The organism is Ramlibacter sp. bp-362 (genome assembly GCF_054956735.1).
In genome coordinates, this window is sequence record NZ_JBUDXE010000018.1 from 25148 (window position 1) to 46940 (window position 21793).

General features: G+C 70.1%; 26 protein-coding genes. 21 read left to right on the forward strand and 5 right to left on the reverse strand.

Annotation, left to right across the window (positions count from 1 at the left end; translation table 11 throughout):
• The first annotated feature begins 3 nt into the window (after positions 1-3).
• The 5 genes from ACY0MJ_RS19560 to ACY0MJ_RS19580 are packed head-to-tail and all read left to right on the forward strand — an operon-like array spanning position 4 to position 5303.
• The gene (locus ACY0MJ_RS19560; protein WP_462640216.1) at positions 4-1209 is read left to right on the forward strand and encodes an amino acid ABC transporter substrate-binding protein; all 1206 of its coding nucleotides are present in this window, start codon (positions 4-6) and stop codon (positions 1207-1209) included.
• Positions 1210-1222: 13 nt separating this feature from the next.
• Positions 1223-2083, forward strand: a complete 861-nt coding sequence (locus ACY0MJ_RS19565; protein ID WP_462640217.1) for a branched-chain amino acid ABC transporter permease — start codon at positions 1223-1225, stop codon at positions 2081-2083.
• Positions 2080-3825, forward strand: a complete 1746-nt coding sequence (locus ACY0MJ_RS19570) for a branched-chain amino acid ABC transporter ATP-binding protein/permease (RefSeq protein WP_462640218.1) — start codon at positions 2080-2082, stop codon at positions 3823-3825. Before ACY0MJ_RS19565 ends, ACY0MJ_RS19570 begins: the two co-directional genes overlap by 4 nt.
• Entirely contained in the window at positions 3818-4525 is a 708-nt protein-coding gene (locus ACY0MJ_RS19575) for an ABC transporter ATP-binding protein (RefSeq protein WP_462640219.1), read from the forward strand. Before ACY0MJ_RS19570 ends, ACY0MJ_RS19575 begins: the two co-directional genes overlap by 8 nt.
• Before the next feature lie 22 nt (positions 4526-4547).
• A complete protein-coding gene (locus ACY0MJ_RS19580; RefSeq protein ID WP_462640220.1) occupies positions 4548-5303 on the forward strand; it encodes a sulfite exporter TauE/SafE family protein in 756 nt (251 codons plus the stop codon).
• Here the strand turns inward: ACY0MJ_RS19580 and kefC are convergent, their stop codons facing one another.
• Together kefC and kefF are read right to left on the reverse strand one after the other, a co-directional pair.
• Positions 5304-7148 carry a glutathione-regulated potassium-efflux system protein KefC gene (kefC, locus tag ACY0MJ_RS19585; RefSeq protein ID WP_462640221.1) on the reverse strand — a complete coding sequence of 615 codons (1845 nt, stop codon included), beginning with the start codon at positions 7146-7148 and terminating at the stop codon, positions 5304-5306.
• Positions 7148-7786 (reverse strand): glutathione-regulated potassium-efflux system oxidoreductase KefF, encoded by a 639-nt coding sequence (kefF, locus tag ACY0MJ_RS19590; protein WP_462640222.1) that lies wholly within the window; start codon positions 7784-7786, stop codon positions 7148-7150. The genes kefC and kefF overlap by 1 nt, the downstream gene beginning before the upstream one ends.
• 54 nt (positions 7787-7840) lie before the next feature.
• Between kefF and ACY0MJ_RS19595 the strand changes: the two genes are divergently transcribed.
• Together ACY0MJ_RS19595 and ACY0MJ_RS19600 are read left to right on the forward strand one after the other, a co-directional pair.
• Positions 7841-8458, forward strand: coding sequence for a ParA family protein (locus ACY0MJ_RS19595; protein ID WP_462640223.1), 618 nt, complete (start codon positions 7841-7843; stop codon positions 8456-8458).
• Between the two features lie 37 nt (positions 8459-8495).
• Positions 8496-8951 carry a MaoC family dehydratase gene (locus ACY0MJ_RS19600; RefSeq protein ID WP_462640224.1) on the forward strand — a complete coding sequence of 152 codons (456 nt, stop codon included), beginning with the start codon at positions 8496-8498 and terminating at the stop codon, positions 8949-8951.
• A 183-nt stretch (positions 8952-9134) separates the two neighbouring features.
• On the opposite strand, the gene trmL is transcribed toward ACY0MJ_RS19600, so the two are convergent.
• Both trmL and ACY0MJ_RS19610 read right to left on the reverse strand, forming a co-directional pair.
• On the reverse strand, positions 9135-9605 hold the full coding sequence (trmL, locus tag ACY0MJ_RS19605) for a tRNA (uridine(34)/cytosine(34)/5-carboxymethylaminomethyluridine(34)-2'-O)-methyltransferase TrmL (RefSeq protein WP_462640226.1): 471 nt from the start codon (positions 9603-9605) through the stop codon (positions 9135-9137).
• 4 nt (positions 9606-9609) lie between these two features.
• Positions 9610-10311 (reverse strand): ComF family protein, encoded by a 702-nt coding sequence (locus ACY0MJ_RS19610; protein ID WP_462640227.1) that lies wholly within the window; start codon positions 10309-10311, stop codon positions 9610-9612.
• A gap of 29 nt (positions 10312-10340) precedes the next feature.
• Here ACY0MJ_RS19610 and ACY0MJ_RS19615 point away from each other — a divergent pair, with 29 nt between their 5' ends.
• From ACY0MJ_RS19615 to ACY0MJ_RS19650, 8 genes are all read left to right on the forward strand, one after another.
• A complete protein-coding gene (locus ACY0MJ_RS19615; protein ID WP_462640228.1) occupies positions 10341-11252 on the forward strand; it encodes a biotin synthase in 912 nt (303 codons plus the stop codon).
• 124 nt (positions 11253-11376) lie between these two features.
• Positions 11377-11853, forward strand: a complete 477-nt coding sequence (locus ACY0MJ_RS19620) for a DUF2244 domain-containing protein (RefSeq protein ID WP_462640229.1) — start codon at positions 11377-11379, stop codon at positions 11851-11853.
• Between the two features lie 48 nt (positions 11854-11901).
• Complete coding sequence (coxB, locus tag ACY0MJ_RS19625; protein WP_462640230.1) at positions 11902-13062, forward strand: cytochrome c oxidase subunit II; 1161 nt, start codon at positions 11902-11904, stop codon at positions 13060-13062.
• A gap of 27 nt (positions 13063-13089) precedes the next feature.
• Positions 13090-14766, forward strand: a complete 1677-nt coding sequence (gene ctaD, locus ACY0MJ_RS19630; RefSeq protein WP_462640231.1) for a cytochrome c oxidase subunit I — start codon at positions 13090-13092, stop codon at positions 14764-14766.
• A 19-nt stretch (positions 14767-14785) separates the two neighbouring features.
• Positions 14786-14899 (forward strand): cytochrome oxidase small assembly protein, encoded by a 114-nt coding sequence (locus tag ACY0MJ_RS19635; RefSeq protein ID WP_462640232.1) that lies wholly within the window; start codon positions 14786-14788, stop codon positions 14897-14899.
• On the forward strand, positions 14899-15456 hold the full coding sequence (locus ACY0MJ_RS19640) for a cytochrome c oxidase assembly protein (RefSeq protein ID WP_462640233.1): 558 nt from the start codon (positions 14899-14901) through the stop codon (positions 15454-15456). The genes ACY0MJ_RS19635 and ACY0MJ_RS19640 overlap by 1 nt, the downstream gene beginning before the upstream one ends.
• A complete protein-coding gene (locus tag ACY0MJ_RS19645; RefSeq protein ID WP_462640234.1) occupies positions 15453-15635 on the forward strand; it encodes a DUF2970 domain-containing protein in 183 nt (60 codons plus the stop codon). Before ACY0MJ_RS19640 ends, ACY0MJ_RS19645 begins: the two co-directional genes overlap by 4 nt.
• Positions 15636-15656: 21 nt before the next feature.
• Positions 15657-16538: a cytochrome c oxidase subunit 3 gene (locus ACY0MJ_RS19650; protein WP_462640235.1), complete on the forward strand. Its 882-nt coding sequence runs from the start codon at positions 15657-15659 to the stop codon at positions 16536-16538.
• 64 nt (positions 16539-16602) lie between these two features.
• Here the strand turns inward: ACY0MJ_RS19650 and ACY0MJ_RS19655 are convergent, their stop codons facing one another.
• On the reverse strand, positions 16603-16824 hold the full coding sequence (locus ACY0MJ_RS19655) for a twin transmembrane helix small protein (protein ID WP_462640236.1): 222 nt from the start codon (positions 16822-16824) through the stop codon (positions 16603-16605).
• A 30-nt stretch (positions 16825-16854) separates the two neighbouring features.
• Here ACY0MJ_RS19655 and ACY0MJ_RS19660 point away from each other — a divergent pair, with 30 nt between their 5' ends.
• Genes ACY0MJ_RS19660 through ACY0MJ_RS19685 form a run of 6 tightly spaced genes read left to right on the forward strand, consistent with a single transcriptional unit; the run spans position 16855 to position 21720 of the window.
• A complete protein-coding gene (locus tag ACY0MJ_RS19660) occupies positions 16855-17571 on the forward strand; it encodes an SURF1 family protein (protein WP_462640237.1) in 717 nt (238 codons plus the stop codon).
• Positions 17522-18244: an SCO family protein gene (locus ACY0MJ_RS19665; RefSeq protein WP_462640238.1), complete on the forward strand. Its 723-nt coding sequence runs from the start codon at positions 17522-17524 to the stop codon at positions 18242-18244. The genes ACY0MJ_RS19660 and ACY0MJ_RS19665 overlap by 50 nt, the downstream gene beginning before the upstream one ends.
• A 2-nt stretch (positions 18245-18246) precedes the next feature.
• Positions 18247-19389, forward strand: coding sequence for a COX15/CtaA family protein (locus ACY0MJ_RS19670; protein ID WP_462640239.1), 1143 nt, complete (start codon positions 18247-18249; stop codon positions 19387-19389).
• Between the two features lie 55 nt (positions 19390-19444).
• On the forward strand, positions 19445-20320 hold the full coding sequence (gene cyoE / locus ACY0MJ_RS19675) for a heme o synthase (RefSeq protein WP_462640240.1): 876 nt from the start codon (positions 19445-19447) through the stop codon (positions 20318-20320).
• A gap of 5 nt (positions 20321-20325) precedes the next feature.
• Positions 20326-20907 (forward strand): SCO family protein, encoded by a 582-nt coding sequence (locus ACY0MJ_RS19680; protein WP_462640241.1) that lies wholly within the window; start codon positions 20326-20328, stop codon positions 20905-20907.
• Positions 20908-21720, forward strand: a complete 813-nt coding sequence (locus ACY0MJ_RS19685) for a DNA alkylation repair protein (protein WP_462640242.1) — start codon at positions 20908-20910, stop codon at positions 21718-21720.
• Positions 21721-21793: the final 73 nt, after the last annotated feature.

A 21793-nucleotide genomic window follows, 5' to 3' on the forward strand; every position in this document is an offset into this window, starting at 1 on the left:
AGCATGACCTTCACCCGCCGCCGCATCCTTTCCGCGACCGGCGCCGCCGGCGCGGCGCTCGCCCTGCCCGTGCTGGCGCAAGCGCCCTCGGGCGCGCCGATCCGCATCGGCAGCACGCTGGCCCTCACGGGGCCGCTGTCGGCCACCGCGCTCACGCACAAGCTGGTGGGCGAGATCTACATCGAGCAGCTGAACAAGCGCGGCGGCCTGCTGGGGCGCCCCGTGCAGTGGATCGTCAAGGACGACCAGTCCAAGGCGGACCTCGCCCGCACGCTCTACGAGCAGCTGGTGACCAGCGACAAGGTGGACCTGCTGATGGGGCCGTACGCCACCGGCGCCATCCTGTCGGCCATGGGCGTGGCCCAGCGCTACAACAAGGTGCTGGTGCACCACACCTTCGGCATGCCCTCGATGGCCAAGTACAGCATGCAGTTCCCCGCCTGGTCGCTCGGGCCGGATCCGCAGAAGACGGTGTCGAACTCGCTGTTCGACATGCTGGCGCAGTCGAAGAAGCCGCCGAAGACGATCGCGATCGTCACCAGCAAGTTCCCCTCCATCCACTTCATGTCGCTGGGCGGGCGCGAGGTCGCCAAGCAGCGCGGGCTGAAGGAGGTGCTGTTCCTCGAGTGGGACTTCGGCAACCGCGACTTCGGCCCGATCGCCGCGCGCGTGAAGGACGCGAACCCCGACATGGTGTGGATCGGCGACATCGGCCTGGAAGGCAACATGCTGCTGGATGCCATGAAGAAGATCGACTACACGCCGCCGATCCACTTCCACATGTATCCCGCGCCGGGGCCCATGCTCAAGTCGCCCGAGGGCGACAAGGCGCTGTCGGTGACGATCTTCGAGGAGCACCCGCCCTTCACCAACCAGGGCGTCGCCGCGGAGTTCGTGAAGGTCTTCAACGAGCGCGCCGCCGCCGCCGGCCTGCCGGACACGCACGTGGAGGTGCAGGCGGCCGCCTCGTATTCGGCGTGGCAGATCCTGGAGGCGGGCGTGCGCGGCGCCAACTCGCTGGACGACAAGAAGATCGCCGACTACCTGAAGACGCACAAGATCGACACCATCCAGGGCCGGCTGCGCTTCGACGGCCCCAACAACTACGGCGACGACCTCATGAAGATCAAGCAGGTGCAGGGCGGCACCTGGAAGGTCGTGTGGCCGCAGTCGTGGGCGGCGCCGGGCGCATCGCTGCAGATGCGCTGAGCGCGGGCGCCGCATGACGCTCCCCAGCCTGAACCTGCTGCTGCAGGCGATCCTCTCCGGGATCTTCATCGGCGCGCTGTACGGGTTGATCGGGCTGGGGCTGGGGCTCACCTGGGGGCTGCTGCGCCAGATCAACCTGGCGCATTTCGGCCTGGTCTTCCTGGGCGGCTACCTCAGCTACCAGATGGCGACGGCCTGGCAGCTCGACCCGCTGCTCGCGCTGCTGGTCGTGCCGCCGCTGTTCTTCGCGATCGGGGCGGGCATGCAGTGGCTGCTGTCGCGCTTCGCGATCACGCCGTTCAACTCGCTGCTGGTCACCTTCGGCATCACGGTGATGATCGAGAGCGGCATCCAGGGCATCTGGACGGCCGACTACCGCCGGCTCGAGTCGCACTACAACGCGCTGAAGTTCACCATCGGGTCGCTGTACGTCCCCGTGCCGGAGCTGCTCACGCTGTTGCTGGCGCTGGCCATCTCCTTCGGCATCTGGGCCGCGATGCGCTACACCGACCTCGGCAAGGCGATGCGCGCGATGGCGGAGGACGGCCCGATCGCCGCCGCCTTCGGCATCGACGCGAAGATGCTGGCGCTGCTGCTGGCGGGCGGCTGCGCGGCGCTGGCCGGCGTGGCGGGCGTGTGCCTGGCGCTCACCTTCACGCTGACGCCTTCGCAGATCTTCGCCTGGGTGGGCGTGGTGTTCGCGGCCGTGATGCTGGGCGGCCTGGGCAGCGCGCTCGGCCCCCTCGCGGCCGGCGTGATCATCGGCGTGAGCGAGGCCATCACCATGGCCGTCGCCTCGCCGTCGTGGGCGCCCATCGTGTCCTTCTCGCTGCTGATCTTCATGCTGCTGCTGCGGCCGGAGAAGGTCGCATGAAGCGCGGCGCCTGGACGATCCTCGTGGCGGGGCTGCTGCTGGCGAGCATCCCCTGGCTGGGGCTGCCGTCCTTCTACGAGTCCATCCTGTACCTGGTGTGCCACTGGCTGGTGCTGGCCGTGTCGTGGAACATCCTGTCCGGCTATTCGGGCTACTTCTCCTTCGGCCACGGGGCCTTCTTCGGCGTGGGCATGTACGCGACGGCGGTGCTGGCCGGCAAGTGGGACTGGCCTTTCGCGGCGACGCTGCCCTTCGCGGCGCTGCTGCCGGCGCTGCTGGCGCTGGGCATCGGCTTCGTCGTGTTCCGCGTGAAGGCGGTGCGCGGCGAGCTGTTCGCGCTGCTGACGCTCGCCGTGACCTTCGTGGTCGCCACCATCATCCTCAACACGCCGATCGACGGCGGGCCCGGCGTGTACCTGAACGCGGTGCAGGTGCCGGCGCTGGCGCCCTCGCCGTCGTCTTCGATCTACCTGATGATCCTCGGCGTCGCCGTGCTCACGCTGCTGGTGGCCCATGGCGTGCAGTTCTCGAAGCTGGGCACCGGCCTGTTCGCGATCCACGACGACGAGGACGTGGCGGAGGTGATGGGCGTGCCGACCTTCCGCTACAAGCTCGCGGCCTTCGCGCTGTCCTGCGCGCTGGCGGGGCTGGCCGGCGGAATCCATGCGCTGTTCGTGCAATACGTGACGGCGGGCGAGACCTTCAATATCACCGTTCCGCTGACGGTGGTGCTCATGAGCGTGCTGGGCGGCACGCGGCACTGGGCCGGGCCGGCGGTGGGGGCGGCGGCGATCACGGGGCTGCTGTACGTGTTCACGGCGGGCGACCATGCGGTGATGGGGCGCGCGGCGGTGGGGGGGATCCTGGTGCTGGTGATCCTGTTCATGCCGAACGGGATCCTGGGGTTCTTCCTGCGCAAGAGGAAGGTGCCGGCGGAGGCCCTCGCCCCCGGCCCGGCCCTCACCCCTGCCCCTCTCCCGCAAGCGGGAGAGGGAAGGAAGGTGGTGATCGGCAAGCCGCTGCTGGAGGTGCGCAACCTGTCGAAGTCCTTCAAGGGGCTGCAGGCGCTGGATGGCGTGAACCTGCAGGTGCGGCAGGGGGAGATCCTGGGGCTGCTGGGGCCGAACGGGTCGGGCAAGTCGACCTTCATCAACGTGGTGAGCGGCCATTACCCCCTCACGGCCGGCGAGATCCTGTTCGACGGACGCAACCTCACGGGCGCGCCCGCGCACCGCATGGCGCACGCGGGCATCGCCCGCACCTACCAGATCCCGCGGCCCTTCGCGCACATGACGGTGCTGCAGAACGTGTCGATGGTCGCGATGTTCGGCTGCGCCTCGCTCGACGCGAAGGCGGCGACGCGCGAGGCCTGGAAGTGGCTGGAGTTCACCGGCCTGCAGGCGCGCGCGCACGCGCTGCCCGAGGACCTGAACCTGCACCAGCGCAAGTTCCTGGAGCTGGCCCGCGCCCTGGCGGCGCGCCCGCGCCTGGTGCTGCTGGACGAGGTGCTGTCGGGGCTCACGCCCGGCGAGATCAACGAGGCGATCGAGCTGATCCGCCGCATCCGCGACCAGGGCGCCACCATCGTGTTCGTCGAGCACGTGATGCGCGCCGTGATGGCGCTGACGGACCGCATCGTCGTGCTGAACCACGGCAAGCTGATCGCGCAGGGCGAGGCGAGCGAGGTGATGCAGGACGCGGAAGTGGTCGATGCCTACCTCGGGACGGCGGCCTATGCTTGAAGCGGCGCAGCTCCAGGTCTCCTACGGCGCGGCGCCGGCGCTGTGGGACGTGTCGGTGCGCGTGGACCGCGGCGAGCTGGTGTGCGTCGTCGGGCCCAACGGCGCCGGCAAGAGCACCCTGATCAACGTCATCGCCGGCCTGCACCGCGCGCGCGGCGGGCGGCTGCGCTTCGACGGCCGCGACATCACGCGGCTGCCCGCCCACCGCTTCTGCGCCGAGGGCATCGCCATCGTGCCGGAAGGCCGCCGCCTGTTCACCGGGATGAGCGTGCAGGACAACCTGGAGCTGGGCAGCTACCGGTCCGAGGCGAAGGCGAGGCGGGCGGAGGCGCTGGCGCAGGTGCTGGCGCTGTTCCCGGCGCTGGAGGAGAAGCTGCGCAGCCCCGCCGGCGCGCTCTCCGGTGGCCAGCAGCAGATGGTGGCCATCGGCCGCGCGCTCATGAGCCGGCCGCAGCTGCTGCTGCTGGACGAACCCTCGCTGGGCCTGGCTCCGCTGATCGTCCACCACATGTTCGACGCCATCCGGGCCATCAACGCGCAGGGCACCTCGGTGCTGCTGGTCGAACAGAACGTGGCGATGGCCATGCGCCTGGCGCACCGCGCCTACGTGCTGGAAGAGGGCCGCATCGCCGCCGAGGGCCCCGCGAGCGAACTGATGGACCGGCCGGAGATCCAGAAGGCCTACCTCGGCGTCGGCTGAGCGGCGGCGCGACAATGCGGGCTTGACCTTCCCGTTCATCACCGACTGGCACTTCTACGCCGCCGCCATCCCCGCCGTCCTGCTCCTGGGCATCAGCAAGAGCGGCTTCGGCACCGGTTTCGGATCGCTCGCCGTCCCCATCATGGCGCTCAGCGTGACCGTGCCGCAGGCCGCGGCGATCCTGATGCCCATCCTGTTCGTCATGGACGTGATGGGCCTCGCGGCCTACCGCGGCAAGTGGGACGCGAAGCTGCTGCGCTTCCTCGTCCCCGCCGGCCTGGTCGGCACCGTCGTCGGCACGCTGTCCTTCCGGCGGCTCGATGCGCGCATGGTGGCCGGCCTCGTGGGCATCTTCACGCTGCTGTTCCTCGCGCAGCAGCTGCTGTTCCGCCCGCGCGCCGACAAGCCGCCGCCGCCCCGCTGGCTGGGCGCGGTCCTCACCGCCACCTCGGGCTTCACCAGCTTCGTCGCCCACGCGGGCGGCCCGCCGATCAGCGCCTACGTGCTGCCGCTGCGGCTGCCGCCCGTGACCTTCGCGGCGACGATGGCCGTGTTCTTCTTCATCATCAACCTGAGCAAGTGGGTGCCCTACGGCTGGCTCGGGCTGCTGGACCTGCGCAACATGGCGACTTCCGTGGCCCTGCTGCCGCTCGCGCCCATCGGCGTGATCGTGGGCGTGCGCATGGCGCACCGGATCGACCCGAAGCTGTTCTACCGGCTCGTGTACCTCGGGATGCTGCTCACCGGCGTGAAGCTGGTGTGGGACGCATATTTTTGATCAGAGGTCCGCGTCCCACCCGGGCAGGCGCTCCTCCCCGCGGGCGCGGCGTTCCGCGGTCTCGGCGCGTTCGCGCGCCATCTGCTCCTCCAGCTGCTGCCGCCCCTGCTTGACGACGGCGATCATGCGCGCGCGGTCGCGGTGGTGCGGGTACATCTTCTCGAACAGGGCCAGGTTGTGCCGGCGGAAGCGCATGGCCTGGCGGCGCGCCTCGTAGGGCGTGTGCCCCAGCACCTCCAGCACCGTGCGGCCGCTGCGGAGACTCGATTCGAACAGCTCGCGCTCCACGCGCATGACGCCGCGGTCGCGCAGCGCGTTCCAGTGGGTCACGTCGCGCGCGCGCACCACCAGCTCCAGCTGCGGGAAGTGCTGGCGCGCGAGGTCCACGATGCGCAGGCTCTGCTCCACGTCGTCCACCGCCACGACCAGCACGCGCGCCTCGCCGGCGCCCGCCGTGCGCAGCAGGTCCAGCCGCGTCGCGTCGCCGTAGTGCACCTGATAGCCGAAGGAGCGCGCCGCCTCCACCATGTCCGCGTCGTGGTCCAGCACCGTGGATGCGATGCCCTGCGTGTTGAGCAGGCGGCCGACGATCTGGCCGTAGCGGCCGAAGCCCGCGATGATCACCGGCGCCGATTGCGGCTCGCTGATCTCGGGCAGCCGCCGGGCGCTGCCGTTGGCGAAGCGCGGCAGCACCGTGCGGTCGACCAGCACCAGCAGCAGCGGCGTGAGCAGCATCGACACGGCGACCGCGCCGACCAGCAGCGAGGCCGTCTCGCGCGAGAGCACGCCCGCGCCCGACGCCGCCTGGAACACGACGAAGGCGAACTCGCCGCCCTGCGCCAGCAGCAGCGTGAAGACCGGCCGCTCCGCGAGCGGGATGCCCATGGGCCGCGCGATCGCCCAGATCACGGCGCCCTTGAGCACCATCAGCACGGCCACGATGGCGACCATGGCCAACGGCGAGCGCCCCAGCACGCCGAAGTCCACGCTCATGCCCACGGCGATGAAGAACAGGCCCAGCAGCAGCCCCTTGAAGGGCTCCAGGTCCGTTTCCAGCTCGCGCTTGTATTCGCTCTCCGCCAGCAGGACGCCGGCGAGGAAGGCGCCGAGCGCCATCGACAGGCCCACCAGCTGCATCAGCGCCGCGATGGCCACGACCAGCAGCAGCGCCGCCGCCGTGAAGATCTCCGGCGTGCGGCTGCGCGCGATCCAGCGCAGCAGCGGCCGCAGCAGCAGGCGCCCGCCCAGCACGATCCCGCCGATCACGAGCACGATGCGCGCCGCCTCGGCCCAGCGCGGGCCTTCCTGCGCCGCCTGCGCGTCGGCGCCGCCCAGCAGCGGCAGCAGGGCCAGGATGGGGATGGCCGCGACGTCCTGGAACAGCAGGATGGAAAAGCCCGCCTGGCCGCTGCTGGTGGGCAGCAGGTTGCGCTCGCCCAGGGACTGCAGCGCGATCGCGGTGGACGACAGCGCCAGGCCCAGGCCGCCGGCGAGCGCCACGCGCCAGGGCGCGCCGGCCAGCAGGCCGGCCGCGAACAGCAGCGCCGCGCAACCGAGCACCTGCACGCCGCCCCAGCCGAAGATCGGCCGGCGCAGGCTCCACAGGCGCCGCGGCTCCAGTTCCAGGCCGATCAGGAACAGCATCAGCACCACGCCGAATTCCGCGAAGTGAAGGATGTCCTCCACGTTGCGCACGAGCCCCAGGCCCCAGGGCCCGATCGCGACGCCCGCGGCCAGGTAGCCGAGGATGCTGCCCAGGCCGACGGCCCGCGACAGCGGCACGACGAACACGGCCGCCGCGAGGTAGACCAGGCTGTTGGTGAGCCAGGCCGGTGCGTGTTCCATCAGTCCTCCCCTTCCGGCAAGGCCTCGGGCCGGTCGGTGGCCGGCACGTCGGCGATGGGGCAGGCGCCCATCTCCTCCAGCTCGGGCCAGTCCGGATAGCTGGCGAGCCGCTCGCGGAACACCTGCACGTGCGCCTGCACTTCCTGCGGGCTGGCCCGGTGCGCGCCGTGCAGCAGCAGCGGCGGCAGGAAGCGCAGGCCGCAGAGGGCCGCCGTCTGTTCGTAGGGCGGCAGGAAGGCGTCGAAGAAGTAGCGGTTGTAGCCCTGCGGGTGGTAGGAGGCCTCGGGGCCGCCGGTGGTGGCCACCAGCCACAGGTCCTTCCCGTGCAGGGCGGTGCCGGATCGGCCGTAGGCCCAGCCGTAGCGCAGCACCTCGTCCAGCCACAGCTTCATGAGCGCCGGCATCGAATACCACTGGATCGGGTGCAGCAGCACCAGCAGCTGCGCCGCCTGGGCGGCGGCCTGCTCGCGCGAGACGTCGATGTCGTAGTCGGGATAGCGGCCGTAGAGGTCCTGGACCTCCACCCCGGGGACGGCCCGCGCCTCCTCCAGCAGCAGGCGGTTGACCCGGGAGTCCCGCCAGTTCGGGTGCGCGGCGAGCACGTAGATACCCGGACGGCGGTTTGCGAACTCATCCATGCCCTGTAACATAGCTCAAGCGGCCCCCTTGCCGCGCAGCACAGGAGCCCGTCGATGCCGGTCGTTGTGGTTGCGAATCCCAAGGGCGGGGTCGGCAAGACGACCGTCGCCACCAATGTCGCTGGCTACTGGGCCAGCCAGGGCCACCAGGTGATGCTGGGCGACGCGGATCGCCAGCAGTCCTCGCGCCTGTGGCTGCGCCTGCGGCCCGCCGAAGCCCGCCCCATCAGCAGCTGGGACGTCGGCGAGGGCCTGGTCGCCCGGCCGCCCAAGGGCACGACGCACGTGGTGCTGGACACGCCCGCGGGCATGCAGGGCAAGATGCTCCAGGAAACCATGCGCCTGGCCGACAAGGTGATCGTGCCGCTGCAGCCCAGCATCTTCGACATCTACGCCACGCGGGCCTTCCTCGACGAGCTGGCGCAGCACCGCAAGGCGGGACGCATGCAGGTGGGCATCGTCGGGACGCGCGTCGACGCGCGCACCATCGCCGCCGACAAGCTGCGGGACTTCGTGGCCAGCCTCGGCCTGCCCGTGCTGGGCTTCCTGCGGCCCACGCAGAACTACGTGCACCTCGCGGCGCGCGGGCTGACGTTGTCCGACCTGTCCCCGGCCAAGGTGGAGCGCGACCTCGAGCAGTGGCAGGGCATCTGGCGCTGGCTCGACGGCTGAGCGCCGCGGCCGCGCGCGCCGCGCTACATTGCGCGGCATGAGAGTCTTCGAGCACCTCGCCGAACTTCCCGCCCTGGTGGGCCAGGAGGTCGCCACCAGCGACTGGATCACCGTCACCCAGCAGCAGGTGGACCTGTTCGCCGAGGCCACGGGCGACCACCAGTGGATCCACGTGGACGTGGAGCGCGCCCGGGCCGGCCCGTTCGGGGCGCCCATCGCGCACGGCTTCCTCACGCTGTCGCTGCTGCCGAAGTTCTTCGAATCTGCGATGGTGGTGAAGGACACGCGCATGGGCGTCAACTATGGCCTGAATCGGGTCCGGTTCACGGCTCCGGTGCCGGTCGGCAGCCGGCTGCGGGCGCGCATGAAGCTGCTCGAATGCAAGTCCATCGCCGAGGATGGCTGGCAGATGACCTGGGAGGTCACGGTCGAGCGCGAAGGCAGCGACAAGCCCGTCTGCGTCGCCGAATCGCTGACCCGGCGCTACGCCTGAGCCGCTGCATCCGGTTACATGGCGCAAAAAAGAGCCCGCGCGAGGCGGGCTCAAGAAAGGAGTCTGGGTTGCCTGGCCTACCCTGGTCGGGCCGGTTAGAGGGCAGATGCAGGACCCCTCCGCCACTTTCAAACCCAGCCGTGTGCAACGGAGTATTGCTTGTGTGCCCTGGGGCAAGCGCGGTCAGGCTGCGCCCGCGAAACCCTGCTGGCGCCAGGCCTCGAACACCGTCACGGCCACGGCGTTCGACAGGTTGAGGCTCCGCTGCCCGGGCCGCATCGGCAGGCGCAGGCGCTGCGCCGGCGCGAAGCTCTCCAGCAGCGCCTTGTCCAGCCCGCGCGTCTCGGAGCCGAAGACGAGCCAGTCGCCGGGCGCGAAGGCCACGTCGTGCACGGCGCGCGTGCCGCGGGTGCTGAGCGCGAACAGGCGCGAGGCCTCCGGCCGTTCCGCCGCGAGGAAGGCGTTCCAGTCCGCGTGCCGGCGCACCGGCGCGTACTCGTGGTAGTCGAGCCCGGCGCGGCGCAGCTGCCGGTCGTCCATCGAGAAGCCCAGGGGTTCGACCAGGTGCAGGGCGCACCCTGTGTTGGCGGCCAGCCGGATCACGTTGCCGGTGTTGGGCGGGATCTCGGGCGTGACCAGGACGATGTGGAACATCCCCTCAATTCTCCTCGGTGCGCGCGAGCACCACGGCCGCCACGCGCCGCGCGCCCGCCTGGCGCAGCGCCCGCGCGGCGGCGTGAAGAGAAGCTCCACTGGTCATCACGTCGTCCACCAGCAGCACTGCCTTCGCGCGCACCTCCTGCGCGCGCAGCGGCTCGAGCCCGAAGGCGCCGGCGACGTTGGCCTGGCGTCCGCGCCGGTCCAGCGCGGCCTGCGCGCCCGTTTCGCGCAGCCTCAGCAGCAGCTGCGTTTCCACCTTGTCGGGCGCGAGCGCGCGTGCGAGCAGCAGCGCCTGGTTGAAGCCGCGTTCGGCGAGCCGCCGCGGCGCGAGCGGCAATGGCAGCACCAGGTCCGCCTGCGCGATCTCCTCGCGCACGCCCGGCACGGCCGCCATGCGCTGCGCGAACGCCCGCGCCCAGCCCGGCTCGCCGCCGAACTTGAAGCGGGCCACCAGCCCGGACCAGGGATAGGCATACGCGACGGCGGCGAAGCAGGCGTCGAGCGGCGGCGGCTCGCGCAGGCAGGCGCCGCATACGGCGGCGCCCGCGGCGAGCGGCAGGGCGCAGAGGCTGCACCGATGGCCGGGCGCGGCGAACGCCTGCACGCAGCCGTCGCACACGGCCTGCGCGGGCCACGCGCCGCACACCGCGCAGCGGCTGGGCGGGCCCTCGGCGAAGCGCTGCAGCCAGGCGGTGCGCATGGGCTCAATATACTGGCAGCCCCTTTCCCATGGCCTCCGATCTTCCCCCGACCATCGACCCGGCGGCGGCCGCCCGCTGGCAGCACGCCGCGCCCGCCGGAAGCCCGTGGCTGCACGAGGAAGTGGGGCAGCGCATGCAGGACCGCCTGCAGTGGATCAAGCGCTCCCCCGCCGCGTGGGCCGACTGGGAGCCGGTGCGCGGCGGCCTCGCCGCGCACGCGAGCGTCGCGCGCCGCTATCCGCAGGCGCGCGTGCACGTCGTCGAGCCCGAAGCCGCGCGCGCCGCCGTCGCGCGCGAGCGCCTGGTGCCGCAGGGCTGGCGCCGCTACCTTCCCGCCCCGCTGGGCGAGGGCCGGGGAGGGGGCCCGCAGTTCGGCCCGCTGCAGGCGGGCGCCGTCCAGCTCCTGTGGTCCAACATGCACCTGCACATGGTGGCCGACCCCGAGGCGCTGCTGCGCACCTGGTACGACGCGCTGGCCGTCGACGGCTTCCTGATGTTCTCCTGCCTGGGGCCCGACACCTTGCGCGAGCTGCGCACGCTCTACGCCGCGCTCGGCTGGCCGCCGCCCGCGCACGAATTCACCGACATGCACGACTGGGGCGACCTGCTCGTGAACACCGGCTTCGCCGAGCCCGTGATGGACATGGAACGCATCACGCTCGCCTTCGACACGCCCGGGCGCCTGCTGCAGGAGCTGCGCGAGCTCGGGGCCAACCTGCATCGCGCGCGTTTCCCCGCGCTGCGGGGGCGGGGCTGGCGCGCGGCGCTGGAGCAGGCGCTCTCCGGACTCCGCGCGGCCGACGGCAGGCTCGCGCTCACCTTCGAGATCGTCTACGGCCACGCCTTCAAGCCGCTGCCGCGCATCCGGCCGGGCGAAGCCACCTCGGTTTCCATGGCCGACATGCGCGCGATGCTGAAGAAGGACCGCGCCGCCCGCTGAACGAGTCCTTTGGACCTGCATCAAGCGCGCACGCGCGGGCGCTTGCGCGGCATCAAACCCACTGTGGCGGAAAAGTGGCACATGGGCAGGGCTACAATGCACGGTTGATTTTGGTGCGTCGCCCGTGTCGGAACCTCTCTTCCGCTTCGCCACCGTCCAGGGCCAGGCCATCCACTGGTTCCTGGGGCGCAATTGCTCGGTGACGCCGGCCCAGCTGGGCCGGCTCTACGCCTCGCTGTGCGTGGTGACGCTCGGAATCGGGACGTTCCTGTGGTTCCAGGGTGCGGTGATGGTCCTCCCCTTCGCGTGGCTCGAGCTGGCGGCCGTCGGCATCGCCTTCCTGGCCTACGCGCGGCACGCGGCCGACCGCGAGCACATCTCCCTGTCGGGGCGGCGCCTCGTGGTGGAGCTGGAGAACGCAGGTCGGACCGAAAGGGCGGAATTCAACCGCGACTGGGTCCGCGTGGAGCCGGCCGTGGACGACCGGTCCCTGATCGAGGTGTCGGGGCAGGGCCGTCGGGTGAACGTGGGGCGCTACGTGCGGCCGGAGCTGCGGCCGGCGCTGGCGCGGGAGATCCGCAGGGCGCTGCGCGAGGCGTAGCGGCCGTGGTCGCGGGACGGGTTTTTTGAAGGCTTGAGGCTGAAAACGATGAAGAGTATTTCGAAGATCGCGGCGCTGCTCACGCTCGCCGGCGCGCTGGCCGGCACGGCAGCGGCGGCGGTGCAGGACCTCCCGGGCGGCCCGGCCGTGCGCCAGATGAACCTCGACCCGGGCGTCACGCGCATCGCCCACGAGCTGTCCTGGCTCAACTGGTTCATGATGATCACCTGCACGGTGATCTTCGTGCTCGTGTTCGGCGTGATGTTCTATTCCATCTGGAAGCACCGCAAGTCGGTCGGCCACAAGCCCGCCAACTTCCACGAGTCGGTGACGGTGGAACTGGTCTGGACGGTCATTCCCTTCGTCATCGTGATCCTGATGGCGCTGCCGGCCACCAAGGTGCTGGTCGCCTCCAAGGACACCAGCAACGCCGACCTCACCATCAAGGCCACCGGCTACCAGTGGAAGTGGGGCTACGACTACCTGACCGGCGACGCGCAGGGCGTGAGCTTCCTGGCCACGCTGGACCCGACGCACCGCGAGATGTCGAACAACCCGTCCGCCGGCCAGCAGCCGAACGACTACCTGCTGAAGGTCGACAACCCGATGGTGGTGCCGGTCAACAAGAAGGTCCGCATCATCACCACGGCCAACGACGTGGTGCACTCCTGGAGCGTGCCGCAGTTCGGCGTCAAGCAGGACGCCATCCCCGGCTTCGTGCGCGACACCTGGTTCCGCGCCGAGAAGGTGGGCGACTACTACGGCCAGTGCTATGAGCTGTGCGGCAAGGAGCACGCCTACATGCCGATCCACGTGAAGGTCGTGAGCCAGGAAGACTTCGTGAAGTGGGCCGGCGACCAGAAGAAGATCATGGCCGCCAAGGCCGACGACCCGTCCAAGGTCTGGACGCTGCCCGACCTGGTCGCCCGCGGCGAGAAGGTCTATACCGCCAACTGCGCCGCCTGCCACCAGCCCAACGGCAAGGGCGCGGGCCCCATCCTGCCGCTGGACGGCTCGCCCATCGTGCTGGACGCCGACAAGGCCAAGCAGATCCACGTGGTGCTGAACGGCCGCAACGCCATGCCCGCCTGGAAGCAGCTGTCCGACACGGACATCGCCGCCGTGATCACCTACACGAAGAACCACTGGTCCAACAAGACGGGCCAGGTCGTGCAGCCGGCCGAAGTGCTGGCCCAGCGCGGCAAGTAATCCGGGGCAGAGGAAAAAGAGGAAACCATGAGCGCAGTTCTCGACCCGCACGGCCACGTCGGCCACCATGACGACCACCACGACCACGCGCCCACCGGCTGGCGGCGCTGGGTCTTCGCGACCAACCACAAGGACATCGGGACGCTGTACCTGCTGTTCTCGTTCACCATGCTGATATTCGGCGGCCTGCTGGCCATGGGCATCCGCGCCGAGCTGTTCGAGCCCGGCCTGCAGCTGGTGAACCCCGAGCTGTTCAACCAGTTCACCACCATGCACGGCCTGATCATGGTGTTCGGCGCGATCATGCCGGCCTTCGTGGGCTTCGCGAACTGGATGATCCCGCTGCAGATCGGCGCGCCCGACATGGCCTTCGCGCGGATGAACAACTTCAGCTTCTGGCTGCTGATCCCCGCGGGCATCATGCTGGCGATGACGTTCTTCATCCCCGGCGGCGCGCCCGCCGCCGGCTGGACGCTGTACGCGCCGCTGTCGCTGCAGATGGGCTCGTCGCTCGACTACGCGATCTTCGCCCTGCACATCATGGGCGCCAGCTCGATCATGGGCGCGATCAACATCATCGTGACCATCCTGAACATGCGCGCTCCCGGCATGACGCTGATGAAGATGCCGCTGTTCTGCTGGACCTGGCTGATCACGGCCTACCTGCTGATCGCCGTGATGCCCGTGTTCGCCGGCGCCATCACGATGACGCTGACCGACCGCCACTTCGGCACGACCTTCTTCAACCCGGCCGGCGGCGGCGACCCGGTGATGTACCAGCACATCTTCTGGTTCTTCGGCCACCCCGAGGTCTACATCATGATCCTGCCGGCCTTCGGCATCATCAGCCAGGTCGTGCCCGCCTTCTCGCGCAAGCGCCTGTTCGGCTACGCCTCCATGGTGTACGCCGTCGCCGCCATCGCGATCCTGTCGTTCATCGTCTGGGCGCACCACATGTTCACCACCGGCATGCCGGTGACCGGGCAGCTGTTCTTCATGTACGCGACGATGCTGATCTCGGTGCCGACGGCCGTGAAGGTGTTCAACTGGACGGCCACCATGTGGCAGGGCTCGCTCACCTTCGAGACGCCGATGCTGTTCGCGGTGGGCTTCATCTTCGTGTTCACGATGGGCGGCTTCACCGGCCTGATCGTGGCCATGGCCCCGATCGACCTGCTGCTGCAGGACACCTACTACATCGTGGCGCACTTCCACTACGTGCTGGTGGCCGGCTCGCTGTACGCCCTGTTCGCCGGCTTCTACTACTGGTCGCCCAAGTGGTCGGGCGTGATGTACAACGAGACGCGCGGCAAGATCCACTTCTGGTGGTCGCTGATCTCGTTCAACGTCGCCTTCTTCCCGATGCACTTCCTGGGCCTGGCCGGCATGCCGCGCCGCTACGCCGACTACCCGATGCAGTTCGCCGACTTCAACGCGATCTCGTCGATCGGCGCGTTCGCCTTCGGCCTGGCGCAGGTGTACTTCTTCTTCTGGATCGTGCTGCCGGTGCTGCGCGGCCGCGGCGAGCCCGCGCCCCAGCGCCCCTGGAACGACCCCGACGGCAAGGGCGCCGAGGGCCTGGAGTGGGAAGTGCCGTCGCCGGCGCCCTTCCACACCTTCGCGGTGCCCCCGCGCCTGGACGCCACGGCCACCCGCGTGCTGGACGCCCGCGTGCAGCCGGAGCACCCCGGCGGCGTGCACTGAACCCCTGAAGCGAGCAGTGATGGCCGACGACGACCGCAAGAAGAGCAACCTGCGCCTGGCGCTGATCCTGGCGTCGGTCGCGCTGGTCCTGTTCCTGGGCTTCATCGCCAAGATGGCCCTGCTGGGGAAGTAGTGTCGCGCGCGTCCGAGAACCGGAAGATGGTGGGCAAGCTGGCCGTCGTGGCGGCCGGCATGTTCGTGTTCGGCTACGCGCTGATCCCGCTGTACAAGCACATCTGCGAGCTCACGGGCATCAACATCCTGGCGCTCAGCGAGCGCCAGGTGCCCGGCAACTCGGTCGCGCGGGCCAACAGCCAGGTCGACACCAGCCGCACGATCACGGTGGAGTTCGACGCCAACGCCCGCGGTCCCTGGAGCTTCAAGCCGGAGCGCAGCTCGCTGCAGGTGCATCCGGGCGAGCTGGCGACCGTGATGTACGAGTTCCAGAACGTGCAGGACCGCACGATGTCCGCGCAGGCCATCCCCAGCTACGCGCCGCGCCAGGCCGGGCCGCACTTCAACAAGCTGGAGTGCTTCTGCTTCAACCAGTACACGCTGGCGCCGGGCGAGAAGAAGCAGTGGCCGGTGGCCTTCGTCATCGACCCCAAGCTGCCGAAGGACGTGACCACGATCACGCTGTCCTACACCTTCTTCGAGGTGGGCGCGAAGACGCCGGGAGCGCCGGGATGAGCGCCATGCGCAGCCTGAAGACGGTGCTGTGGGCGATGCTCGGCATCCGCAAGAAAAGTGAATACGAGGAGGACCTGGGCCGGGTCAGCCCCTTCCACGTGGTGGCCGTGGGGCTCTTCGTCCTGGCCGTGTTCGTGGGCGGGCTGGTCGCCGTCGTCCATTGGGTCGTCAAGAATTAGGAAAGAGGATCAGGAGTCGACATGAGCTCTAGCGCACCGGGGACCACGCCCCATTACTTCGTGCCCCAGCCCTCCAGCCACCCGGCGCTGGCGGCCCTCGGGCTGTTCTTCGTCATCTTCGGCGCGGCCAACTGGATCAACGGCCACGGCTGGGGCAAGTACTCCCTGCTGGGCGGCCTGCTGTGGCTGTTCTGGGTGCTGTTCCACTGGTTCCGCGACTCCGCGCGGGAGAGCGAGAGCGGCCAGTACGGCCGCAAGATCGACATCTCCTACCGTTGGAGCATGAGCTGGTTCATCTTCTCGGAGGTGATGTTCTTCGGCGCCTTCTTCACCGCGCTGTGGTGGATGCGCGCGCACTCGGTGCCGGCCCTCGGCAGCGTCGACAACGCCCTGCTGTGGCCCGGCTTCCAGGGCGTCTGGCCCACCCACGCGCCGGGCGTGACCGCCTCGCCGGCCGGCATCATCGAGCCCTTCGAGACGATGACGCCGTTCTGGCTGCCGACGATCAACACGGCGCTCCTGCTCACCTCGGGCGTGACGCTGACCATCGCGCACCACCTGCTGCGCGACGGCAAGCGCGGCGCCACCGTGCTGTGGATGTGGGTCACCGTGCTGCTGGGCCTGGCCTTCGCGATCGTGCAGGGCTACGAGTACTTCCACGCCTACACCGAGATGAACCTCAAGCTCAGCTCGGGCGCCTACGGCTCCACCTTCTTCATGCTGACCGGCTTCCACGGCTTCCACGTGATCGTCGGCATGCTGATGCTGCTGTTCATCACCATCCGCCTGATGAAGGGCCACTTCACCCCGGAACGCCACTTCGGCTTCGAAGGCGCGGCCTGGTACTGGCACTTCGTGGACGTGGTGTGGCTGTTCCTGTACACCCTGGTGTACTGGCTCTGAATGCCCTGGGTCCCCGCCTTCGCGGGGATGACGAAACCGCAAGGGCCGCGCGAGCGGCCCTTTCTCACTTGCGCAGGGGAATTCCCGAGGGCTGGATGTATCCCAGCTTCCAGGCCACCAGGATGCACACGAACAGCAGGATCGAGAAGCCGACGCGGAACGCCAGCGCGCGGGCCATGTTGTTCGTCTTCGGCTTGCCGTCCCGGCCGTCGCGCATCATGAAGAAGAGGGCCGAGCCGAGGCTGGCGATGATGGCGAGGAAGGCCAGGATCACGAAGTACTTCATGCCGGGAATTATGGTCGCCGGCCGTCCCGCATGCTGAAGCGCCTGGTCATCGCATTCGCCGCCGTCGCGGGCATCGCCCTCACCACGAGCCTGGGCTTCTGGCAATGGGGCCGCGGGGCGCAGCGCAGCGCCCTGCAGGAGGCCATCGAGCAGCGCGAGCGCGCCGGCCCCGTCGACGCGGCGCAACTGCTGGCCGCCAAGGCGCCCGAGACGCAACTGCTGCACCGGACCGTGCTGCTGCACGGCGAGTGGCTGCCCCAGTACACCGTCTTCCTGGACAACCGGCAGATGAACGCCGTGCCGGGCTTCTACGTCGTCACGCCGCTGCGCATCGCGGGCAGCCAGTCGGTCGTGCTGGTGCAGCGCGGCTGGGTGCAGCGCAATTTCGAGCGGCGCGAGGCCCTGCCGCAGGTGGCCACGCCCGCCGGCCCCGTGGAGGTCCGCGGGCGCTTGGCCCCGCCCCCCGCCAAGCTATACGCCTTCGACAAGGAAGAGAAGGGCGCCATCCGGCAGAATCTCGACCTGGCCCGTTTTCGCGCGGAGACGGGCCTGCCCCTGCTCCCGCTGTCGGTGCAGCAGACCGGCGCCGCCTCCGAAGGCCTGCTGCGGCAGTGGCCCCAGGCCGGCAGCGGCGCCGGGAAGAATTACGGCTACGCCTTCCAGTGGTGGGCCATGGCCGCGCTGATCGCCATCCTGTATGTCTGGTTCCAACTCGTCCTCCCCCGCCGCCAAGCCCGGCGCCCTTGACCAGCCCCTGGGCCTGACGGTGCATTCGCTGCCGCAGCCGCAGGACGCCGCGCTGGCCGACGCCCGGCGCACGCGCAGCGGCCGCTGGAAGATGCTGCTGGTCCTGCTGGTGTGCGCGGCGCCCGTGATCGCCTCGTACTTCATGTACTACGTCGTGCGCCCGCAGGCGCGCACCAGCCACGGCGAGCTGATCGAGCCGCAGCGGCCCATCCCGTCGCTGACGGGCACCGACCTGCAGGGCGGCAAGGTGAGCCTGCCGACGCTGCAGGGCCAGTGGCTGCTGGTGAGCGTGGCGGGCGGCGCCTGCCCGCAGGTCTGCGAGGAGCACCTCTACCTGCAGCGGCAGCTGCGCGAGAGCCTGGGCAAGGACAAGGACCGGCTGGACTGGGTCTGGCTGGTGGACGACGACGCGCCGGTGCGCCCGGAGCTGCTGCCGGCGCTGAAGCAGGCGACCGTGCTGCGCGTGGACGCGAAGCAGCTGGCGGACTGGCTGTCGCCGGCCGCCGGCCGGCAACTGGCCGACCACCTGTACGTGGTCGATCCCATGGGCCACTGGATGATGCGCTTTCCGCCGGCGCACACGCCCGAGGAGGCGACCCGCGTCCGCCAGGACCTGCAGCGCCTGATGCGCGCTTCCGCCGGCTGGGACCAGCCGGGCCGGCCGGGATCCTGAGCATGGGCGAGCTGTACGACCTCGCCCCGGCGCTGCGCGTCGCGCTGCTGGGCATCGCCGTGGCCTCGGGCCCGCTCGCGTGGGTGTGGCTGCGCAACAAGCGCGCGGCGCCGGCGCAGCGGCTCGCCGCGCTCACCGTGCTCACGCTGTTCCTCACCTTCGACCTCGTCCTGTTCGGCGCCTTCACGCGCCTGACCGATTCCGGCCTGGGCTGCCCCGACTGGCCGGGCTGCTACGGCAACGCCAGCCCCACCGGCGCGCTGGCGGAGATCCGCGCCGAGGAGGCGCGCCTGCCCAGCGGCCCCGTCACGCACGGCAAGGCCTGGGTGGAGATGATCCACCGCTACCTCGCCACCGGCGTGGGCGTGCTGATCACGACGCTGGCCGCCGCCACCTGGCTGCAGCGCAAGCGGGGCGTGCCCGTGCAGCCACGCTGGCCCCTGTTCACGCTGGTGTGGGTGTGCGTGCAGGGCGCCTTCGGCGCCCTCACGGTCACCATGAAGCTGTTCCCCGCCATCGTCACGCTGCACCTGCTGGGCGGCATGGTGCTGCTCGCGCTGCTGGCGATGCAGGCGGTGGCGTACCGGCAGGCGCAGCGCGGCAGCGGCGCCTTCGTGATCCCCGCTTCGGCGCGGCGCTGGCTGGTGGGCGCCTATGCGCTGCTGTGGCTGCAGGTCGCGCTGGGCGGCTGGGTGAGCACCAATTACGCCGTGCTCGCCTGCAGCACCTTCCCGACCTGCCAGGGCAGCTGGTGGCCCGTCATGAACTTCCACCAGGGCTTCGAGCTGTGGCGCCATCTCGGCATGACGGGCGCGGGCGAGCACATCACCTTCGCCGCGCTCACCGCGATCCACTACACGCACCGGCTCGTTGCCTATGCGCTGTTCGTCGTGCTGGGCGTGCTCGCGTGGCGGCTGCGCGGCGGGGCGCTGCATCGCACCAGCCGCATCGTCGCCGGCCTGGCGCTGTGGCAGTTCGCGAGCGGCCTGTCGAACGTGGTGCTGGGCTGGCCGCTGGTGGCCGCCGTGGCGCACACGGGCGGCGCCGCCGCGCTCGTCGTGGCGCTCACCTGGGCGCTGCGCGAAAGCCGCGCCGAGCGCGTGGACAGCGTGGCCACCGTGCACGCGCGCGAGGTGTCGGCATGAGCCGCCGGGCCGCCCCAAGGCGAATGCCGCAGCGCGCAGCGCGGAGGCTAGCCCAATGACCGGATCGATCGCGCGCCAGTACTACCACCTGACCAAGCCGCGGGTGGTGCAGCTGATCGTCTTCTGCGCCCTGATCGGCATGGTGCTCGCCGTGCCGGGCCTGCCTTCGTGGGGCGACGTGCGCCTGGCCCTGATCGCCTGCGCCGGCATCTGGCTCGTCGCCGGCGCGGCGGCGGCCTTCAACTGCCTGGTGGAGAAGGGCATCGACGCGAAGATGCGCCGCACGGCCTGGCGGCCCACGGCCAAGGGCGAGCTGGGCGACAACCAGACGCTGCTGTTCTCCGTCGGCCTGTGCACGCTGGGCTCCTGGATCCTGTTCGAGTTCGTCAACCCGCTCACGATGTGGCTGACGCTCGCCACCTTCATCGGTTACGCCGTGATCTACACCGTAGTGCTCAAGCCGCTGACGCCGCAGAACATCGTGATCGGCGGCGCTTCCGGCGCGATGCCGCCGGTGCTGGGCTGGGCGGCGCTGCGCGGCGACGTCGGCCCGGAGGCGCTGATCCTGTTCCTGATCATCTTCCTGTGGACGCCGCCGCACTTCTGGGCGCTGGCGCTGTACCGCGTGGAGGACTACCGCAAGTCCGGCCTGCCGATGCTGCCGGTGACGCACGGCAACGAGTTCACCCGGCTGCAGATCCTGCTGTACACGATCGTGCTGTTCGCCGCCTGCCTGATGCCCTTCGCCTACGGCATGAGCTCCTGGATCTACCTGGCCGCCGCGCTCGTGCTCAGCGCGGGCTTCACCTGGTACGGCTTCCGGCTGTGGCGCGAGTATTCCGACGCGCTGGCGCGCAAGACCTTCCGCTTCTCGCTGATCCACCTGAGCGCGCTGTTCGCGGCGCTGCTCGTCGACCACTACCTGCTGTGACCACCATGCTGCGACGCACCGCCCTCCTCAGTCTCGCCGCCCTGCTGGCGCTCGCCGGCTGCGCGCCCCAGGACAAGCCGCAATTCAAGGCCGTGGACATCACGGGCGCCGACTACGCGCGCGACTTCGCGCTGCCCGACGCGGACGGCCGCATGCGCAGCATCAAGGACTTCGCGGGCAAGGCCGTCGTGGTCTTCTTCGGCTACACGCAGTGCCCCGACGTTTGCCCCACCACGCTGCAGGAGATCGCCGAGGCCAAGAAGCTGCTGGGCCCCGACGGCGACAAGGTGCAGGGCATCTTCATCACCGTGGACCCGGCGCGCGACAAGCCCGAACTGCTCAAGGCCTACGTCGCCAACTTCGGCCCCGACTTCGTCGCCCTGCGCGGCAACGACGACCAGACCGCCGCCGTCGCCAAGGACTTCAAGGTCTACTACAAGCGCGTGGACGGCAAGGCGCCCGGCAGCTACTTCATGGAGCACACCGCGGCCAGCTACGTCTACGACCCGCAAGGCAAGCTGCGCCTCTACGTGCGCTATGGCGCCGGCGCGCAGGCGCTGGCCGACGACCTCAAGCTGCTCCTCTAATTGGGGTCAGATTCCAATTTCATCGGCCGCAAGGGCGCAGCGCGCATCGCGCTGATCCCGCCCGAGGTGCTGGACGCGCTCAACGCGGGACGCATTCCCACCGTCAACCTCAACGAATTCCTCGCGCTCGACCTGCCGCTGCTCGCGCGCAACGTCGCGCGCGACGTCGGCCTGGACCCGCAGGCCGAGCGCCTGCAGGACACGCTGGCGATGCTCGGCGCCTTCGCGCCGGTGAAGCGCCACCTGCACGTCGCGCGCGCCTTCTACGACCTCACCGAGCCGCTGCCGGAGCGCGACCGCATCGCCCATGCGCTCGCCACGCACCCGAGCGACGTCGCGCGCTCGTGGGCGGCGCAGTGGATCGCGTTCAGCCGCCTGCCCCTGCCGGACAAGCTGGCGTCGGCCTGGCGCTTCGCGGCCGACCCGCACTTCGGCGTGCGCGAGATGGCCTGGATGGCCGTGCGCGACGAGATCGCGGGCGATGTCGACACTGCCCTGCGCCTGCTGCAGGCCTGGGCCACGCACCCCGATGCGAACATCCGCCGCTTCGCCAGCGAAGCGACGCGTCCGCGCGGCGTCTGGTGCGCGCAGATCGACGCGCTGAAGAAGGAACCCTGGCGCGGCCTGCCGCTGCTGCAGCCGCTGCGCGCGGACCCGAGCCGCTACGTGCAGAACTCGGTGGCGAACTGGCTGAACGATGCGGCGAAGACGCAGCCGCAGTGGGTGCAGGACGTCTGCGCGGAGTGGGGCCGCGGCGCCGTTCCTCCGGCGACCGCCTACATCGTGCGCCGCGCGCAGCGCAGTCTCGGGTGAATGCTGGGGTTCGCTGCGCTCACCGCCAGCCTACGAAAACCGGCGAACCGGTAGGCTGGTGGTGAGCGCCAGC